The 18,521-nt window shown below is 43.5% G+C and carries 17 protein-coding genes; 7 read left to right on the top strand and 10 right to left on the bottom strand.

The window, feature by feature from the left end; all coding sequences use genetic code 11:
• Positions 1-72 precede the first annotated feature (72 nt).
• The 9 genes from purH to rsmD all read right to left on the bottom strand — a co-directional run bounded on the left by purH (position 73) and on the right by rsmD (position 9,765).
• The gene (gene purH, locus CTT31_RS15505; RefSeq protein WP_260491546.1) at positions 73-1,659 is read right to left on the bottom strand and encodes a bifunctional phosphoribosylaminoimidazolecarboxamide formyltransferase/IMP cyclohydrolase; all 1,587 of its coding nucleotides are present in this window, start codon (positions 1,657-1,659) and stop codon (positions 73-75) included.
• Between the two features lie 211 nt (positions 1,660-1,870).
• The gene (fis, locus tag CTT31_RS15500) at positions 1,871-2,161 is read right to left on the bottom strand and encodes a DNA-binding transcriptional regulator Fis (protein ID WP_010374122.1); all 291 of its coding nucleotides are present in this window, start codon (positions 2,159-2,161) and stop codon (positions 1,871-1,873) included.
• 45 nt (positions 2,162-2,206) lie between these two features.
• Positions 2,207-3,172: a tRNA dihydrouridine synthase DusB gene (gene dusB / locus CTT31_RS15495; RefSeq protein WP_211858644.1), complete on the bottom strand. Its 966-nt coding sequence runs from the start codon at positions 3,170-3,172 to the stop codon at positions 2,207-2,209.
• A gap of 303 nt (positions 3,173-3,475) precedes the next feature.
• Positions 3,476-4,348 carry a 50S ribosomal protein L11 methyltransferase gene (prmA, locus tag CTT31_RS15490; protein WP_260491545.1) on the bottom strand — a complete coding sequence of 291 codons (873 nt, stop codon included), beginning with the start codon at positions 4,346-4,348 and terminating at the stop codon, positions 3,476-3,478.
• 74 nt (positions 4,349-4,422) lie between these two features.
• Entirely contained in the window at positions 4,423-6,273 is a 1,851-nt protein-coding gene (gene rpoD, locus CTT31_RS15485) for an RNA polymerase sigma factor RpoD (RefSeq protein WP_010374116.1), read from the bottom strand.
• 121 nt (positions 6,274-6,394) lie between these two features.
• A complete protein-coding gene (dnaG, locus tag CTT31_RS15480; protein WP_260491544.1) occupies positions 6,395-8,134 on the bottom strand; it encodes a DNA primase in 1,740 nt (579 codons plus the stop codon).
• 177 nt (positions 8,135-8,311) lie between these two features.
• Positions 8,312-8,758: a GatB/YqeY domain-containing protein gene (locus tag CTT31_RS15475; RefSeq protein WP_010374111.1), complete on the bottom strand. Its 447-nt coding sequence runs from the start codon at positions 8,756-8,758 to the stop codon at positions 8,312-8,314.
• A gap of 20 nt (positions 8,759-8,778) precedes the next feature.
• On the bottom strand, positions 8,779-8,994 hold the full coding sequence (gene rpsU, locus CTT31_RS15470; RefSeq protein ID WP_010362466.1) for a 30S ribosomal protein S21: 216 nt from the start codon (positions 8,992-8,994) through the stop codon (positions 8,779-8,781).
• A 186-nt stretch (positions 8,995-9,180) separates the two neighbouring features.
• The gene (gene rsmD / locus CTT31_RS15465; protein WP_010607193.1) at positions 9,181-9,765 is read right to left on the bottom strand and encodes a 16S rRNA (guanine(966)-N(2))-methyltransferase RsmD; all 585 of its coding nucleotides are present in this window, start codon (positions 9,763-9,765) and stop codon (positions 9,181-9,183) included.
• 262 nt (positions 9,766-10,027) lie between these two features.
• On the opposite strand from rsmD, the gene ftsY reads away from it, so the two are divergent.
• The 7 genes from ftsY (at position 10,028) to CTT31_RS15430 (ending at position 17,884) form a co-directional block, all read left to right on the top strand.
• Positions 10,028-12,211 (top strand): signal recognition particle-docking protein FtsY, encoded by a 2,184-nt coding sequence (gene ftsY / locus CTT31_RS15460; RefSeq protein WP_211858640.1) that lies wholly within the window; start codon positions 10,028-10,030, stop codon positions 12,209-12,211.
• 113 nt (positions 12,212-12,324) lie between these two features.
• Entirely contained in the window at positions 12,325-13,002 is a 678-nt protein-coding gene (ftsE, locus tag CTT31_RS15455) for a cell division ATP-binding protein FtsE (RefSeq protein WP_017218471.1), read from the top strand.
• Complete coding sequence (gene ftsX, locus CTT31_RS15450) at positions 12,999-13,985, top strand: permease-like cell division protein FtsX (RefSeq protein WP_211858639.1); 987 nt, start codon at positions 12,999-13,001, stop codon at positions 13,983-13,985. Before ftsE ends, ftsX begins: the two co-directional genes overlap by 4 nt.
• 298 nt (positions 13,986-14,283) lie before the next feature.
• On the top strand, positions 14,284-15,141 hold the full coding sequence (gene rpoH, locus CTT31_RS15445) for an RNA polymerase sigma factor RpoH (protein WP_039493011.1): 858 nt from the start codon (positions 14,284-14,286) through the stop codon (positions 15,139-15,141).
• Positions 15,142-15,335: 194 nt separating this feature from the next.
• On the top strand, positions 15,336-16,049 hold the full coding sequence (locus tag CTT31_RS15440; RefSeq protein ID WP_010374100.1) for a 1-acylglycerol-3-phosphate O-acyltransferase: 714 nt from the start codon (positions 15,336-15,338) through the stop codon (positions 16,047-16,049).
• Positions 16,049-16,384, top strand: a complete 336-nt coding sequence (rraB, locus tag CTT31_RS15435) for a ribonuclease E inhibitor RraB (RefSeq protein WP_010374098.1) — start codon at positions 16,049-16,051, stop codon at positions 16,382-16,384. The genes CTT31_RS15440 and rraB overlap by 1 nt, the downstream gene beginning before the upstream one ends.
• 225 nt (positions 16,385-16,609) lie before the next feature.
• Positions 16,610-17,884 (top strand): HD-GYP domain-containing protein, encoded by a 1,275-nt coding sequence (locus CTT31_RS15430; protein ID WP_130164977.1) that lies wholly within the window; start codon positions 16,610-16,612, stop codon positions 17,882-17,884.
• On the opposite strand, the gene CTT31_RS15425 is transcribed toward CTT31_RS15430, so the two are convergent.
• The gene (locus CTT31_RS15425) at positions 17,881-18,198 is read right to left on the bottom strand and encodes a hypothetical protein (RefSeq protein ID WP_010374094.1); all 318 of its coding nucleotides are present in this window, start codon (positions 18,196-18,198) and stop codon (positions 17,881-17,883) included. The genes CTT31_RS15430 and CTT31_RS15425 overlap by 4 nt on opposite strands.
• Positions 18,199-18,521: the final 323 nt, after the last annotated feature.

The following is an 18,521-nucleotide window of genomic DNA, read 5'->3' as shown; positions in this document are numbered from 1 at the left end:
ATGCTGTAGCCAGAATACTGGAAATTAGCTGAAACAAAAAGCGCGAAACTCATAAGTTTCGCGCTTTATTGATTAATGACGGAAGTGGCGCATGCCGGTAAACACCATTGCCATTCCCGCTTCATCAGCGGCGGCAATCACCTCTTCATCACGCATTGAACCACCCGGCTGGATAACCGCGGTGATACCCGCAGCTGCAGCGGCATCAATGCCATCACGGAATGGGAAGAACGCATCAGAAGCCATCACAGAACCCGGAACTTCTAGGCTCTCGTCCGCGGCTTTGATCCCTGCGATTTTTGCAGAGTATACGCGGCTCATTTGGCCTGCGCCCACACCAATAGTCATGCCATCACGGGCGTAAACAATTGCGTTGGACTTAACAAATTTAGCGACTTTCCAGCAGAACAGTAGATCTTTTAGTTCTTGCTCTGTAGGTTGACGTTTTGAAACCACCTTAAGGTCGTCCAAACCAACCATACCTTGATCACGATCTTGTACTAAGATACCGCCATTAACACGTTTAATATCAGTACCTGTGGTTTTGTTTGACCACTGACCACATTCTAGTAAACGTACATTTTGCTTCGCAGCAACGATTTGTGCGGCTTCTTCTGATACGCTAGGTGCGATGATAACTTCAACAAACTGACGCGCTACGATGGCTTCCGCCGTGTCGCCGTCTAGCTCTCGGTTAAAGGCGATGATACCACCGAAGGCAGAAGTTGGGTCGGTCTTAAATGCGCGGTCATAGGCGGCAAGAATGTTTTCATCTACCGCAACACCACAAGGGTTTGCGTGTTTTACGATAACACAAGCCGGCTTATCAAACTCTTTAACACACTCAAGTGCTGCATCGGTATCAGCGATATTGTTATAAGACAGCGCCTTACCTTGAAGTTGTTTAGCTGTCGCGACGGATGCTTCTTCAATGTTGTTTTCAACATAGAAAGCAGCGTCTTGATGCGAGTTTTCACCGTAGCGCATATCTTGCTTCTTAGTGAATTGCATATTGATAGTGCGAGGGAATTTGGTTTCCTCTGCTGCTTCTTCCGTATAATCCGGAACCATTTTACCGAAGTAGTTGGCAATCATGCCGTCATACTGTGCGGTATGCTCATAGGCCGCAATAGCAAGGTCGAAACGCGTCTTGTATGTTGTAGAGCCAGAGTTCGCCTTCATTTCTTCAATGACGCGGCTGTAGTCATTCGCATTTACAACAATGGTCACGTCTTTGTGGTTCTTAGCCGCAGCACGAACCATAGTTGGACCACCAATATCGATATTTTCGATTGCATCTTCTAGGCTACAGTCAGCTTTCGCAACAGTTTGTGCGAAGGGGTATAAGTTGACTACTACCATATCGATTGCAGAAATATTGTTTTCAGTCATGACGTCTTCGTCTTGACCGCGACGTCCTAAGATACCGCCGTGCACTTTTGGGTGAAGCGTTTTAACGCGACCATCCATGATTTCTGGGTGGCCAGTGTAATCAGATACTTCTGTTACTTTAATGCCGTTGTCTGCAAGTAGTTTGCAAGTACCGCCAGTTGACAAAATTTCTACGCCTTGAGCTGCAAGTGCTGTGGCGAATTCAACGATACCGGTTTTATCTGACACGCTTAGTAGGGCGCGACGAATTGGACGATGTATATCCATGATGGTTCAGGTTTCCTCAATGATTAGTTAAGGGCTAGCTTAGAAAGCCGGTATTTTAGCGCATTATTGTTAAGATGACGATGTTAAAAGGCGAGATAAACATGAGAAAAGTGCGATATGAAAAGGATAAATGTCCGCTAGATGCTGAATTTTAAACAATAAAAAAGCACCCGAAGGTGCTTTTTTATCAACTAAATTTTACTAGCAGTGCTTAGTTCATGCCGTATTTTTTTAGCTTCTTGCGAAGTGTGCCACGGTTAATGCCTAAAAGGATCGCTGCACGAGTTTGGTTACCACGAGTATAAGTCATAACCTCTTCAAGTAGAGGTGCTTCAAGCTCAGAAAGAACTAACTCATAAACGTCTTGTACGTCTTGACCATTAAGCTGCTTTAGGTAGTGATGTACAGCTTTTTTAACTGCATCGCGCAAAGGTTGCGGTTTCTCTTGTGACTGAACATGAGCGTTAGTAATAAATGGAGAAGTCACATTTTGTTCGAACATCGTTATGTCTCTTTCTTAGTTAGCCTGAAGGATGAATAAATTCATTCACCCTAATGTTTCAAAATAGTCTTCTAATGCCTCGATTTGCGCTTCTGGCGTCTCCAAGGCATTGAATACTCGCCTAAATTGACCTTCTTGGTCATGGGCCTGCAAATACCAAGATACATGCTTGCGTGCGATGCGCGCTCCCATTGGCTCACCATAGAATTGATGAAGATTTACTAAGTGCTCCATCAATATTGCTCGAACCTCTGCTATTTCAGGTTCTGGCAAATGTTCACCGGTTTGCAAATAATGGTCTATTTCTCGGAAAATCCAAGGACGACCTTGGGCGGCTCGACCAATCATAATGGCATCTGCGCCCGTGTATTCCAGCACCTGTTTCGCTTTTTCAGGAGACGTAATGTCACCGTTTGCTATCACAGGAATAGATACTGAACGTTTAATTTCTCTGATCGTGGCGTATTCAGCTTCGCCCTTATACATACATGCTCTTGTACGGCCATGCACGGCTAGCGAAGCAATGCCTCGACGTTCAGCTATGCGAGCAATCTCAACACCATTACGATTGTCTGTGTCCCATCCTGTACGGATTTTTAACGACACAGGTACGTCAACGGCAGCAACCACAGCGGTTACGATTTCGTCAACCAACTCTGGATATTGCAACAATGCTGAGCCTGCAAGCTTCTTGTTCACTTTCTTAGCGGGGCAGCCCATATTGATATCTATGATCTGCGCACCGTTTGCGACATTAAATTGTGCTGCTTGCGCCATCAACTCAGGATCTGCTCCTGCGATTTGTACCGAGCGAATGCCCGATTCACCGCTGTGATCCATGCGATTTTGCGACTTATCGGTTTTCCACACTTTTGGATTTGAAGACAACATTTCTGATACCGCAAGCCCAGCACCTAGACGTCGACACAGTTGTCGAAACGGTCTGTCGGTGATCCCAGCCATTGGTGCTACGATAAGATTGTTTTCAAGTTGGTATGGACCAATACGCACTACAGTTTAATCCGCCTTACCTCAAGGGGCGCTAAGTTTACGGTTTTTTTCGCAAAAATCAAAGGTTATAAATTGAACATAATTGCTTTTTTTTTGAACTTTATGGGTTGACATTTGATAACAACCTGAGAGCTCAGATAATTTGCACGAAATTTATGCAAAAACAATTTTAAAGGTACAATTTGAGCCGAAAATTTAAGCTGTGAAAAATGCGTAAAGCCTGTTAATTACAGGCTTTACCAGTTAAAACTTACTAACTTTCATTGACTCGCTGATACTTTTGTCAGCGTTACGTTAGCAGCCTTATTTTTTCACACCGCTGACGCGCGTCCATTCACCCTGTTGAGCAATGTTGTCTAGCTTTAAAAATGGTGTATAAACATCCGCAACAGATTGTGCTTGCTCTTCTAAAATACCAGACATGGCGATGGCACCTTTGTCGCCCAAGAAGCCGAGAATGATTTCGTGTAGCTCTCTCAGCGGCTGTGCAAGAATATTAGCAACAACGATATCAGCACTGAATTGCGGCTGATTTTCAGGTAAATACACTTCTAGCTTATCTGCAACGCCATTACGCTCGGCATTATCGCGGCTTGCGATAAGCGCTTGTGGATCGATATCAATACCAATCACACGCTCAGCGCCTAATTTGATTGCTGCGATCCCTAAAATCCCAGAGCCACAACCAAAATCAACGACCGTTTTGCCACTGAGGTCTTGTTGTTCTAACCATTGCAGGCAAAGTGCGGTTGTGGCATGAGTACCAGTACCAAATGCAAGACCAGGATCCAGTAGCACATTGACGGCATTGGGATCTGGCACATCACGCCAGCTTGGGCAAATCCATAATCTCTCGCCAAACTTAATTGGGTGGAAATTATCCATCCACTCGCGTTCCCAGTCTTTGTCTTCTAGCTGTTCAAGCTTGTAGTTTAACGGCTTGTCATATTGTGACTGGACAAAGTCAACGACTGCTTGCATATCATGGTTCGCTTCAAATAAACCGATCACCGTTGTCTCAGGCCATAAGATGACTTCGCCAGGTTTTGGTTCGTAAACGGGATTGTTTTTACTATCCATGAATGTGACAGACGGACAACCGACATCCATAAGCATATCGCTTAACGCATCGGCATCGGCTTTATCTGAATAAATTCGGATTTGGATCCAAGCCATGTGTGTATACCTATTTAATCCAATTACTATAAAAAAGGCCGCTGAATAGCGGCCTTAATCTTATTTGCTACTTTTTAGCCCTTAACGTCTAAAAAGCTCTTTAATAGATCTGAGCGAGAAGGGTGGCGCAGCTTACGTAGCGCTTTAGCTTCAATCTGACGAATACGCTCACGTGTTACATCAAACTGTTTACCCACTTCTTCTAACGTGTGGTCTGTATTCATATCGATACCAAAACGCATACGTAGTACTTTAGCTTCACGAGCGGTAAGGCCTGCAAGTACCTCGTTGGTTGCGCCACGAAGACTTTCCATCGTTGCTGAATCAATCGGCGACTCGATAGTAGTGTCTTCGATAAAGTCACCAAGATGTGAATCTTCATCATCACCAATTGGCGTCTCCATTGAGATTGGCTCTTTAGCGATTTTTAACACTTTGCGGATCTTATCTTCAGGCATCATCATACGTTCTGCCAATTCTTCAGGACTTGGCTCACGGCCCATTTCCTGTAGCATTTGACGAGAGATACGATTCAGCTTATTGATTGTTTCAATCATATGCACTGGAATACGGATAGTTCTTGCCTGATCCGCAATTGAGCGCGTGATCGCCTGACGGATCCACCACGTTGCGTATGTTGAAAACTTATAACCACGACGGTATTCAAATTTATCAACCGCTTTCATCAGGCCTATGTTACCTTCTTGGATCAGATCCAAGAACTGCAGACCACGGTTGGTATACTTTTTAGCGATTGAAATTACAAGACGTAAGTTCGCTTCAACCATTTCTTTCTTCGCACGGCGAGCTTTTGCTTCACCAATACTCATACGACGGTTGATGTCTTTAATACGCTCAATGCTAAGACCTGTGCTATCTTCAAACGCTTTAAGCTTGTTAACACAACGCTCGATTTCAGGTTTTACTTCAGCAAGTTTTGCTGAGTGTTTTTCACCTGATGCAATTTCAGCATCGATCCATGCGGTATCGGTTTCATTGTTAGCAAAGTGCTTAACGAAAACCTTTTTTGGAACCTTAGCAATCTGAACTGCTTGCTTCATGATGATGCGTTCTTGAACACGCACTTTGTCCATCATGTCGCGCATGTTATTTACCATGCGGTCGAATTGCTTAGGAACTAACTTGAAAGTACGGAAGTGATCGCCGATTTCCTGAATTGCAGCTTTCGCATCTGGGTGCGAGCGACCTTTACTTTCAAAAATTTCTCGCGCTTTATTGTACAGCGTACGAAGTTGTTCAAAATGCTCACGAGCTTCTTCAGGATCTGGACCTGAATCGCCTTCTTCTGAGTCATCATCGTCATCATCTTCATCATCATCTTCGTCATCTAAGTCTTCATCACTTAGCTCAGAACCGATGTGTGTTGCTGAAATTGGTGCTTCGTCTTCCTCGATAGCATTAGGATCAAAGAAACCAGAAACAATGTCGCTTAGGCGCATTTCTTCTGCTTCGTACTTGTCCCATTGCTCTAGCAGGTAAGTAATAGCTTCAGGGTATTCTGCGACAGAAATTTGTACTTGGTTGATCCCTTCTTCAATACGCTTAGCGATTTGGATTTCGCCTTCACGAGTTAGAAGTTCAACCGTACCCATTTCACGCATGTACATACGAACAGGGTCAGTTGTGCGGCCAATTTCTTTTTCTACTGTTGCTAAAGCCGCAGCCGCTGCTTCCGCAGCATCCTCATCTGTTGTTGTTTCTTGCATCATCAACTCATCAGCATCAGGCGCATTTTCAGAGACCTGAATACCCATATCGTTGATCATGCTGATGATATCTTCTACCTGATCTGAGTCTATGATGTCTTGTGGAAGATGATCGTTAACTTCTGCAAAAGTTAAATAACCTTGCTCTTTACCTTTCTGAATCAGAAGTTTGAGTTGTGACTGAGGAGATTGATCCATAGAGAAATTTGCTTCCACTCTGAAAAGTTGATACAACAGGCGCCAGCTATTTAACAGCTAAATTTTGATGACGCAGTGAATAGAACATTATAGCACCGAAAATTGCTATTGACTAGAACTTCTACTGTTTAAGCGCTTGGGTAAGGAGTGCGCATTCTAGCCGCTCATCATTTGTTAGGCCTTCGGTTTTCTCCTTTATTAATAGGGTCTCTAGGCGATAATTTAAACACTGATCTTCAATAAATTGAAAAGTATTTTTAAATTCGTCTTCTAGCCTATCTTCAGCAACACCATGTTGCCACACCGCAAGCTTTTTCAAGGCGTCGAATTCAGCCTGATCGCGATAATGTTCAAGTAACTGTGCTGTGTTTATTTGCGGATTATCGTGACATAACATTTGTAAGCTCAGCAGCAGTTGAATACCTGGGATCGCCATTTCACCGAGTTCAGGCATATACTCAACCGTTTGCGCAAGCTGTGGATGTTGGAGCAGTAAGCCAATCGCTCGACGCATCGGCGTGACTTTAAATTGGCGCTCAATTTTATTCTGCTGTTTGTTACTTGCCAATTTAGCACTAAGTTGCTCACGAGTACGACCAATTAACCTGGCCAAGGTCGTTAATAAACTCTCTTGGTAGTAGTCACTGGGTATTTTGCTGATCAGTGGAATGGCATCGGTAAGCAGCTTGGATTTGCCTGCATCATTTGTAAGGTCGCATTGCTCACGTAATTTGGTAAACAATACTTGCGTATAATCGCTTGCTGTATCTAGCCGTGCTTCAAAGGCATCTTTGCCTTCTTGCTGTACCAATGAGTCTGGATCTTCACCATCAGGTAAAAAGACAAACTGTAGAGACTTACCGTCTTTTAAGTTAGGTAAAGCGTGGTCAAGCGCACGCCAAGCAGCATCGCGGCCAGCTCTGTCACCGTCGTAGCAGCAGATCACTCTGTCGGTATTACGAAACAAAGTTTGCATGTGTTCAGCGGTGGTTGCAGTGCCTAATGCGGCAACGGCGTAATCAATGCCTTTTTCTGCTAGGGCAACGACGTCCATATAACCTTCCACAATCAACACTTTATCTAATTGCTTATGTGCTTGTTTAGCTTCATAAAAACCATAAAGTTCGAAACTTTTATGGAAAATGCGTGTTTCAGGCGAGTTTAGATATTTAGGGCCTTGATCTGCACCCATTATCCTTCCGCCAAATGCGATGACACGACCACGTTTATCACGAATAGGGAACATCAAGCGATCGCGGAAGAAGTCAAATTGGCGGCCAGCTGACTTTTCTGATGCTAATTTCAAATCAAGTAGCTGTTGTTTGTGCTCAGGCTTGCGGGCTATTTGATTACACAATGACTCCCACTCAGGTGGTGCATAACCAATCATAAACTTTTGTACAGTTTCGCCACTTAGGCCGCGGCCTTTTACGTAGTCAATTACTTGAGTGGCATTGCTATGGTGTTTTAACTGATGCTGGTAAAACTTAGCGGCTTGGAGCATTAAGTCATAGTCAGACTTTTTTTCTTCCATTGAACGCTGCGGCCCTTGTGGGGCGTTTTCGCGTGGTACTTCTAAGTTTAATAGGGCGGCTAGTTCCTCAATGGCATCAACAAACTCAAGCTTGTCGTATTCCATTAAAAAGGAAATTGCGTTGCCATTAGCACCACATCCGAAGCAATGATAAAACTGTTTATCACGTGACACGGTAAATGAAGGCGTTTTTTCATTGTGAAATGGACAGCAGGCTTGATAGTCTTTTCCTGCTTTTTTTAATCCCACACGACCGTCTATGAGCTCGACAATGTCCGCTCTTGCGAGCAAGTCATCAATAAACTGTCTAGGGATTTTGCCTTTCATTTATGTTCCGAAGTTGTATTAGTGAGTGAGCGCATTATATCAAGTAGCAACGAGAAAAAATCAACTTAATTCAATTAAGGTATCTTATTAGCGCTGCATTGATGCGCATGACGCCTAAAACGAAGAAACCGAGCACTAGGCTCGGTTCACTTATCAATCATACAATTGTATGTGGGCTTAAGCGGTAAGTCTTTGCTTAATTAAACCAGAGACTTTACCCATATCAGCACGACCTTCAGCTTCTGCTTTAATCGCACCCATTACTTTGCCCATGTCTTGCATGCCTGACGCACCAGTTTGTGCAATCACGGCATCAATTAGCTCGACAATTTCATCTTCGCTAAGTGGCTTAGGAAGGAATGTCTCAAGTACGCTAATTTCGTTAGCTTCGATATCAGCTAAGTCTTCACGCCCTGCATCTTTATACTGGGTATAAGAATCGCGACGCTGCTTAACCAACTTAACTAAAACCGCAGTAATACCTGCGTCGTCTAGTGTAGTTTGGTTGTCGATTTCTCGCTGTTTAATTTCAGCAAGTACCGCACGAATCGCGCCAAGACGAAGTTTCTCTTTGGCTTTCATCGCTTCTTTTTGCGCGTCTTTTAGCGTAACTAATAAGCTCATTGATACAAGACCAATACTGATTAGTATAATTTAACGCGACGTGCGTTTTCGCGAGAAAGCTTCTTCATGTGACGCTTAACCGCTGCAGCTTTTTTGCGCTTACGCTCAGCAGTTGGCTTCTCGTAGTGCTCGCGACGACGAACTTCAGAAAGGATACCTGCTTTTTCACATGAACGTTTGAAACGACGTAGTGCAACGTCAAACGGCTCGTTTTCTCTTACTTTAATTACTGGCATTAAAAATTCACCTACCTAATTAATGAGCTTAGCTCTATCTGGCTAAAAACTAGCCAATTGGTTCAAAAATGGTGCGGTATTGTAATCTGAAGCAAGACCGCATGTAAAGCCTAAATTATAGCTAAAAACACCAGCCCTGTCATGTTATACGCTAGCGGCTGTTTTTTCATTCTTTGTGAGGGAATTTCAGCGCTGATAAAGGCGGCAGATCACTTGTCCTGCATGCTTTTCTTTAATCACTTGCCAATTTTCTGGTGTTTCAGGTTGTGCTTCTTGTTCAAATTCAACATAGATGAGTGCGTCTTCGCTGAGCCAAGATTGTGACTCAAGTAAGTCACAACAAGGAGTCACAAGTCCTTTGCGAAAGGGGGGGTCAATAAAAACCAAGTCATATTGCTGTTGCTTAAGGTTATTTGCCAGCATGGTTAACGCGTCGGTATTAATGATTTCAACGTTATCCAGTTTGAGTAAAGTTGCATTATTGCTAAGCTGCGTCGCCGCGGTTTTATCCAGTTCGATAAAGGTCCCGCTTGCAGCGAAGCGCGAAATAGCCTCAAATCCTAGACTGCCAGCACCAGCAAAGCAATCGAGTACTTTTGCGTCTCTTACGTCCTGCATGAGCCAATTAAAAACGGTTTCTTTCATTCTATCTGTTGTTGGTCTTAATCCCACAACATCATGAACAGGTAACTTGCGACCTTTATGCTTACCACTGATCAGGCGGATGAAACCAGATTGTTTGGTATTTGACTTGGGCTTAGATTTTCTCATAGCGACGTAATTTGCTTCTTTATTAAAGGTTCTTGGTGTCAGGATTTTTCATCCTTACGGAACATGGTACACTTGCACGCAATTTTGTCTAAGCACTAAGGTTGCCATCCTCGGCTTGCCTTTCGAGCCCAAAATTAAGTGTGATATCAATCCAAGTAAAAGCAATAAGCTGATGCGGATTGGCGTTTTCGAGTATGGTAGCAAGATCATCAACATTTTGCTTTGGGTTTATGCAATTTATCTAACACGGTCATAAGTGAATATGGGAAAGAAAAACAAATTTTTATCTTGGTTGGGCTTTGGTAAATCCGATAAAGAGCAACAAGAAGCTGAACGCCAAGAACAGTTAGCAAAAGAACAAGCCGAGCGTGAAGAAGCCGAACGTCAAGCACAACTTGCAAAAGAACAAGCTGAGCGTGAAGAAGCAGAACGCCAAGAAAAATTAGCTCAAGAACAAGCTGAGCGTGAAGAAGCGGAACGTCAGGCACAACTAGCGAAAGAACAAGCTGAGCGTGAAGAAGCAGAACGTCAGGCACAATTGGCTAAAGAACAGGCTGAGCGTGAAGAGGCTGAGCGTCAGGCGCAACAAGCAAAAGAACAAGCTGAGCGTGAGGAAGCAGAACGTCAGGCGCAATTAGCGAAAGAACAAGTTGAGCGTGAAGAAGCAGCACGCCAAGAACAGTTAGCGAAAGAACAAGCTGAGCGTGAAGAGGCAGAACGCCAAGCAAAATTAGCTCAAGAAGAAGCTGAGCGTGAAGAGGCAGAACGCCAAGAACAGTTAGCGAAAGAACAAGCCGAGCGTGAGGAAGCAGAACGTCAGGCGCAACTTGCAAAAGAACAAGCCGAGCGTGAGGAAGTAGAACGTCAGGCACAATTAGCGAAAGAACAAGCTGAGCGTGAAGAGGCTGAGCGTCAGGCACAACTTGCGAAAGAACAGGCTGAGCGTGAAGAAGCAGAACGTCAGGCACAATTAGCGAAAGAACAAGCTGAGCGTGAAGAAGCGGAACATCAGGCACAACTTGCGAAAGAACAAGCTGAGCGTGAAGAAGCAGAACGTCAGGCACAACTAGCGAAAGAACAAGCTGAGCGTGAAGAAGCAGAACGTCAGGCGCAATTAGCGAAAGAACAAGCTGAGCGTGAAGAAGCAGAGCGTCAGGCACAATTAGCGAAAGAACAAGCCGAGCGTGAAGAAGCAGAACGTCAGGCACAACTTGCGAAAGAACAAGCTGAGCGTGAGGAGGCAGAGCGTCAGGCACAATTAGCGAAAGAACAAGCTGAACGTGAGGAAGCGGAACGTCAGGCGCAATTGGCTAAAGAGCAAGCCGAGCGTGAAGAAGCAGAACGCCAAGAACAGTTAGCCAAAGAGCAAGCTGAGCGTGAAGAAGCGGAACGCCAAGCAAAAATAGCTCAAGAACAAGCCGAGCGTGAGGAAGCAGAACGTCAGGCACAATTGGCTAAAGAGCAAGCCGAGCGTGAAGAAGCAGAGCGTCAGGCACAATTAGCTCAAGAACAAGAAAAGCCGAAAAAAGAAGGTTTCTTCTCCCGTCTTAAAAAAGGCTTGTTGAAAACCAAGGCTAATATCGGCTCAGGCTTTGCTTCGGTATTCAAAGGCAAGAAAATCGATGATGAGTTGTTCGAAGATCTAGAAACGCAATTGCTAACAGCTGATATTGGTGTTGAAACTACGATGAAGCTGATAGATAACCTGACTGATGCTGCTGATAGAAAGCAGTTAAAAGACGGTGAAGCTTTATATGATCTAATGAAAAAAGAAATGTCAGAGATCTTAAATACGGCAGAGCAACCGCTTGAGTTCCCTGCCGATAAGAAACCTTTTGTTATCTTAATGGTTGGCGTAAATGGCGTTGGTAAAACGACAACAATCGGTAAGCTTGCCAAACAGTTTCAAAGCGAAGGTAAATCTGTCATGTTGGCGGCTGGCGATACTTTCCGCGCGGCTGCGGTAGAGCAGTTGCAGGTATGGGGTGAAAGAAACAGTATCCCTGTTGTTGCCCAGCACACCGGAGCTGATTCTGCGTCGGTGGTATTTGATGCCTTCCAAGCCGCTAAAGCGAGAAATATCGATGTATTAATAGCGGATACAGCGGGTCGATTACAAAATAAAGATAACCTAATGCAAGAGCTTGAGAAGATAGCTCGAGTAATGAAAAAGTTAGACCCTGATGCGCCACATGAAGTGATGTTGACGATTGATGCCGGAACTGGTCAGAATGCGATTAGTCAGGTAAAACTGTTTAATCAAGCGGTTGGCTTAACTGGTATCACGTTAACTAAGCTTGATGGTACAGCCAAAGGTGGGGTTATCTTTGCTGTGGCGGATCAGTTTAAGGTACCAATTCGATATATAGGTGTAGGTGAAGGCATTGATGACTTACGCACCTTTAAGAGTGATGACTTTATCGAGGCATTGTTCAGTCAAGAATAAATAGAGACATCAGTTGCAATAAAGCGGGCAAATTTGCCCGCTTTATTCGATTGCCGAATTGCTACAATGCCACGGACTGAGTGTCATGGTTAAAATAAGTATAAGAGGCCAACATGATTAAATTTGAGCAAGTGAGCAAAACTTATCCTGGTGGGCACAAAGCGCTGGAAAAAGTGAGCTTTGAACTTGCAAATGGAGAACTCGCATTTTTAACCGGCCACAGTGGCGCTGGTAAAAGTACATTATTAAAGTTGGTTAGCGTGATGGAAAGGCCATCAGCAGGCCGTGTCTACATTAATGGTGTCGATCTCAATACGGTATCTAACCGGCAGGTTCCTTTCGTTCGCCGAGATATTGGGATTATTTTTCAAAACCACCGCCTACTCGAACGTTACAGCGTATTTGATAACGTCGCACTACCTTTAGTTATTGAAGGTACTCACCATAAACAGATCACCAAAAGAGTACATGCCGCTCTGGACAAGGTGGGTTTGCTTGATAAAGCAAAGTGCCATCCGAGTGTGTTATCTGGAGGTGAACAGCAACGTGTTGGCATAGCAAGAGCGATTGTTAACTCGCCGCCTTTGCTGCTTGCAGACGAACCTACGGGGAACTTAGACCCAGAACTATCGATGGAAATTCTGAACCTATTTGAAGAATTTAATCGCCGTGGTACATCCGTTCTTATCGCTACTCATGATTTGGGGTTAATAGCACGTATGAAATACCGTAGCTTCACGCTTAATCAAGGACGCATGCTACAAGATCCGCTGGCGGAGGACACGCTATGAGTTTGCTGTTTAAAGGACGAGGAAATCAGGCTGAACAGAGTAAAAAGTCGGTATTTCATCATTTTTACTTTTTTTGTTTGATGATTATTCGTCAAGGTGTACAGAGCCTTGGGGAAATGTGGCGTACGCCAATGGCCTCTTTAATGACTATTCTAGTTTTGGGACTCAGCCTGACATTGCCAGCGACGCTTTATGTGGTAGTGAAAAATGTACAGCAGGTAAGTAGCGGGTTTAAAGAGGCATCTGAAATATCATTGTTTGTTAAAGACGAAATGACAGAGGCACAGACACAAACTCTGGTGAAGCGGCTTGCACTCTATCCAGAAATAGAAAAAGTAGTACTGATTAATAAAAGCCAAGCTTTGGATGAATTTAAGTCTATGTCTGGCTTTGGTCAGGCGCTTAACTATTTAGAAGAAAACCCGCTGCCTAATGTTGTGTTGGTAACGCCTGTTAGTCGTTTTAGAAAACCACAAGCCGCAACAGAGCTTCTCACTAAACTCGAAAAAGAACGAGAGGTTGAGTTTGGTAAGCTGGATATTGAATGGCTAGAGCGTCTAAATGCACTACTGGGGTTACTAAAAGAGAGTGTGATCACCGTGGGGTTTCTATTGCTTAGTGCCGTTATCTTGATTATTGGAAATACCATACGCTTATCTATCATGGACAAGAAAGAAGAAATCCAAGTGCTAAAACTGGTGGGAGCGACCAATACCTTTATTCAGGCTCCGTTTCTTTGGACTGGTGTATGGTATGGCATAGTCGGTGGTTTGGTTGCCTTTATCTGTGTTGGCCTTATGTTGTGGTGGCTGGAGTCAGCTGTATCTACAGTTGTTGGGGTATATCAAAGCAACTTTGTGCTTCAGGGAATGGCAGGGAATGAACTTTTAGTACTACTTGGCACTGCGATTACTTTAGGGTTTGTAGGCTCTTTTCTTTCTGTACATCGTTATATCAAAGAGATTGAACCTGAAAAGGTATGATTTAACGCTACAAACACCAATCGACTGCTAAAGTGTAGCAGTCGATTGCCAATTACTATCAAATTTTAGCACTCAAACAATCAGAACTAATTAAATTTAGCACTGTCATAAAAAAATAATATCGTAAAAAGAAGCCTAGTTAATTCAATATTTTTAATATTATTCAGCAGGTTATATTTTATTTTTGAAGTTCTTCTAAAAAGGTTGATTTTAAAAATCAGATAAAGTAGATTGCATTTAGCACTCTAGATGTTAGAGTGCTAAATATACACGAAACGGTTTATCACTGAGGTGAAACATGACTAAAGATTTATACGCATTAGCACTAACTGGGCAGCAGAGCGCAAGTGTTGAAGGTTACCTTCAATCTGTAAGCACAATACCTATGCTTGGCGCTGAGGAAGAGAGAAAACTTGCGACACGTCTTCAGGAAGAAGGGGATCTTAACGCGGCTAAGCAGCTCATTATGTCTCATTTGAGATTTGTTGCTCACATCGCAAAAAGTTATTCGGGCTATGGCCTACCTCAGGCTGACTTAATCCAAGAAGGTAATATTGGATTGATGAAGGCAGTAAAGCGTTTTGATCCAAGCGTGGGTGTGCGCCTTGTTTCTTTTGCGGTACATTGGATTAAAGCAGAAATCCATGAATATGTATTAAAGAACTGGCGTATTGTTAAAGTTGCGACGACAAAAGCGCAGCGTAAATTATTCTTCAATCTGCGCAAAAATAAAAAGCGTTTAGGTTGGTTTAACCAAGACGAAGTGACAACGGTTGCAAATGAGCTTGGTGTAAGTGAGAAAGAAGTTCGCGAGATGGAATCGCGTATGGCAGGCCAAGATATGGGCTTTGACCTATCTGCTGATGATGACGAAAGCCAAGCGGGTAACTTCTCTCCAGTACAGTATTTAACAGACACAAGTAGTGACCTTGCTGAAGAAGTTGAGCAAGAGCAGTGGCAAGAGCAGTCACATAATCGCCTATTTGCAGCACTGAAAACGCTTGATGAGCGTTCTCAAGATATCGTAAGTGCACGTTGGCTTGCTGACGAAAAGGCAACGCTACAAGATTTAGCTGAGAAATATAGCGTGTCGGCAGAGCGTGTACGCCAGCTAGAAAAGTCAGCAATGAAAAAGCTGCAAAACGCAATGAGCTAAATTTAGCAAAAATGATAAATCGTGTGTCAAATGCCGCTACTCAGCGGCATTTTTATTTTCTATAAACAGATCAGTATCTTAACTATCATACCTACAGACTCCTCTGGCAATCTCAAAACTATCATCATTTTGAGCTTACAAGTGTTCGCTTATTTTACTATAATGCGCGAGATTTTAATTCTGGAGTGGTTAAATTGATTGCCATTATACGAATTCTCTTATTAGCAGTGTTTATCATTGTTAGTGGTATTTGCGGATTGTTATTGTGCATTGTGCGTCCTTTTCATGCCAACAATGTGCACACGATAGCCAAATGGTATGGCTATATGTCAAAGTTGATAGGCGTTGAGTTGGTGATCACGCAGCATGAAAATGCCAAGCATGTTGTTCCTGCGATGTATGTTGCAAATCATCAAAATAATTATGATCTCTTTACGCTGCCGGCCGTGGTGCCAAAAAACACCGTCAGCATGGGGAAAAAAAGCTTAAAGTGGATCCCGTTCTTTGGGCAAATGTATTGGCTATCTGGCAACATTTTGATTGATAGAGCTAATCGCTCTAAAGCTTTAGGTACACTGACCAAATCAGCAAAAAAAATCACCGAGTCAAAACTATCGGTTTGGATGTTCCCTGAAGGAACCAGAAGCTATGGTCGCGGTTTGTTGCCATTTAAAACCGGGGCATTTCATACTGCAATGAGCGCCAATGTGCCTATTATCCCAGTATGTATGAGTTCAACACATGAGCAGATAAAGCTCAATCGTTGGAATAATGGTAAGGTCTATATCGATATACTAGAGCCAGAATATTTAGACCCAGAAGTGCCAGCAAGGGATCACGCTGCTCAGATCCATGCTAAAATGGCTCAAAGAATAGCTGAACTAGATGCAAAAGCGAGATTAAAATAATGGAAAACTGGCGTGAGATAAGTGAAGACATCGTTTCTTCATTGCTAGAAGACGGTTCAAACCCTGAAACACTTTATGAAGTAGAACATCACTTTGTAAGCGAGGATTTTGACAAGCTAGAAGCAGCGGCATTAGCGGCATTTAAATTGGGCTATGATGTTGAAGAACCAGCAGAGCTTGAGCTCGAAGACGGCGGTAAAATTTGGGGCTTTGATGTTGTAGTAGAAGCCGAACTGGATACCGACGTTATCATGGAAGACGTAGACAAGTTAGAAAAGGTTGCACTAGACGCTGGCGTTGAATACGACGGCTGGGGAACTTATTTCCAAGAATAGCAACTGTATAAAACCCAGCATGTATATGGTGTTGGGTTTCCCCTTCTGCAACACTTCATAAATACCTCAAATTAAATCACTTAATTAAGTAAACTGGTATAACAAGCGTTTCTGAGTGGTTGTAATTTCACCATACCTTTGTGTGAATTTAATCTGAATAGATGGTGTTTCACCTCATTCAATGGTATTAATATTCATTGGCTAACTACGTAGTGTAAGCGATTCATGCAGATTGTCCTCCCCATTGAAGATCTTAGACCAGGAATGTTTGTGGATAATGTTCACAAGCATAAGTCTGACGCGGGCATTAAGATCAAATCTCGGGGAATGGTCAGAGATGAAGCCATCATTCAAAAGCTGATTGATAAAGGGGTACTGGAGCTCACCATAGACTTTACACAGAGTGATATTCCTGTACCACAGAAATATCAGCAGCCAGCAGAACCGGTCACTGAAGCACCACAAGCCCCTGAAGAACCTGCCGCCAAAAATGGCATGGATGGCAGTCTTTCCACCGCTCGCAGCAAGCCAAAATCCAAAGCCAAAACGGTGAGTAAAGAACAAACTTTGCAGCAAGAATTTGCGGTTGCGATGCAAAAGTTTGAAAAGAATAACCGTCAGATCCAAAGCCTCTATGGAGATGTAACATCGGGTTTGAAGGTCGATATGAGCCTCATCAATGAGGTAAGTAAAGACATCGTCGATTCGGTACTGCGCAATTCAAATGCGATGGCGATTTTAACTCGGATCAAAGACAAAGATGCCTACAATTGGCGTCATATGACCAACTGCGCCATTCTGATCACCGTATTTGCCAAACACCTTGGCTTGCAACATCACATTATTGAACAGTTAGCCATGGGGGCGATGTTGCATGACATTGGTCACGCTAAGTTACCGCAAGGGCTGATCAATAAGCCGGGCAATTTTACCGATCTTGAGTATCGTGCGGTCAAAAAACATGTGGCACAGTCTTTAGGGTTGAGCAAAGGAGAGTCTGGGATCACGCCAATCATGCTGGACATGATCATCAACCATCATGAACGCTTAGATGGTACAGGCTATCCCAGAGGGATTAAAGACGACGCACTCAGCACCGCGGCAAGAATGATGGCGATTGTGGATGTATACGACGCCATAACCTCAGATCAGCACCACAAAGAGGCTGATGAACCTATTAATGCGTTACGCTTTTTGCTGTCGAGTAAAAAGCAATTTGACCCTATTTTAGTGCAACGTTTTATTAAGTGTATGGGGGTTCACCCCGTAGGAACTATTGTTAAACTGACCAACGAGCGATTAGGATTGGTACTCGAAGGCAATAAACATGCACCCACGGCGCCTCTTGTACGAGTGTTTTACAATACCAAACATCTCCACCATGTTACGGCAAAAGATTTGGATTTAAGCGAGTCAGACATCAAAGTGATCGCAAGTGTCAGGCCGCTTGATTATCAAATTAACCTCTCACGATTGCTAAGAGATCAATTATTGATTTAAGGCTTGGATTGCGCGACTGGGAAGAAAGCGTTTTTACAGCGTCTTTTGAGATTTTGCCATCTAGCAGAGAGCATTGCGCCAGTCATACAGCTTGCCATCATTAATATCCACAGTAATGTTCCCTTTTCCGAATGTAACGCCGCACAGCTTAGCAGCAGTGATAGCAGCGCTGCGACAATTGCACCTAGCCAGTATTGACTGACCGGATTATCACACTCTCCTGCGTGGCGACAGGCACAGTAGTTTGCTTTGCACAGGCAATATACGCTGAGACCGCAAAATACCAATGCGCAAACGATTAATGCTATCGACATGTTGTTCTCCTTGGCACGATTAGCACACAGAATGACTCATACTCAGATTGAAGAGTGTATATAAGGGATGAAGGTACGTCAATGATATTGGTAATTATTATCATTTGATAATTTATCTCATCCGATGAGTTTATAAAGTGCGTAATTTGTTCGTTATATGTTCACTTAATCAACGAAAAGTCGCAAAAAAGGAGATTTCTACTCCACTTTTAGGTAGGGTGTCATGAATTTATTATTCTGCCAATTTGGTGGGTGTGTGGCATAGCTGGATATTGGCTAGGTGAGCAAGGTCAAAGTGAGGCTACGCAGTGTTACTCGAATTG

Origin of the sequence: Pseudoalteromonas maricaloris (genome assembly GCF_024746855.1) — a bacterium.
GTDB classification, from domain to species: domain Bacteria; phylum Pseudomonadota; class Gammaproteobacteria; order Enterobacterales; family Alteromonadaceae; genus Pseudoalteromonas; species Pseudoalteromonas maricaloris.
The sequence above is the reverse complement of the archived record's forward strand: the minus strand, read 5'-3'. Positions and strand labels throughout refer to the sequence as shown.

Coding starts and splice junctions, on each gene's coding strand:
- purH (WP_260491546.1), bottom strand. CDS start 1,659: ATGGATATACATCGTCCAATTCGTCGCGCCCTACTAAGCGTGTCAGAT.
- fis (WP_010374122.1), bottom strand. CDS start 2,161: ATGTTCGAACAAAATGTGACTTCTCCATTTATTACTAACGCTCATGTT.
- prmA (WP_260491545.1), bottom strand. CDS start 4,348: ATGGCTTGGATCCAAATCCGAATTTATTCAGATAAAGCCGATGCCGAT.
- rpoD (WP_010374116.1), bottom strand. CDS start 6,273: ATGGATCAATCTCCTCAGTCACAACTCAAACTTCTGATTCAGAAAGGT.
- dnaG (WP_260491544.1), bottom strand. CDS start 8,134: ATGAAAGGCAAAATCCCTAGACAGTTTATTGATGACTTGCTCGCAAGA.
- CTT31_RS15475 (WP_010374111.1), bottom strand. CDS start 8,758: ATGAGCTTATTAGTTACGCTAAAAGACGCGCAAAAAGAAGCGATGAAA.
- rpsU (WP_010362466.1), bottom strand. CDS start 8,994: ATGCCAGTAATTAAAGTAAGAGAAAACGAGCCGTTTGACGTTGCACTA.
- rsmD (WP_010607193.1), bottom strand. CDS start 9,765: ATGAGAAAATCTAAGCCCAAGTCAAATACCAAACAATCTGGTTTCATC.
- ftsY (WP_211858640.1), top strand. CDS start 10,028: ATGGGAAAGAAAAACAAATTTTTATCTTGGTTGGGCTTTGGTAAATCC.
- ftsE (WP_017218471.1), top strand. CDS start 12,325: ATGATTAAATTTGAGCAAGTGAGCAAAACTTATCCTGGTGGGCACAAA.
- ftsX (WP_211858639.1), top strand. CDS start 12,999: ATGAGTTTGCTGTTTAAAGGACGAGGAAATCAGGCTGAACAGAGTAAA.
- rpoH (WP_039493011.1), top strand. CDS start 14,284: ATGACTAAAGATTTATACGCATTAGCACTAACTGGGCAGCAGAGCGCA.
- rraB (WP_010374098.1), top strand. CDS start 16,049: ATGGAAAACTGGCGTGAGATAAGTGAAGACATCGTTTCTTCATTGCTA.
- CTT31_RS15430 (WP_130164977.1), top strand. CDS start 16,610: ATGCAGATTGTCCTCCCCATTGAAGATCTTAGACCAGGAATGTTTGTG.
- CTT31_RS15425 (WP_010374094.1), bottom strand. CDS start 18,198: ATGTCGATAGCATTAATCGTTTGCGCATTGGTATTTTGCGGTCTCAGC.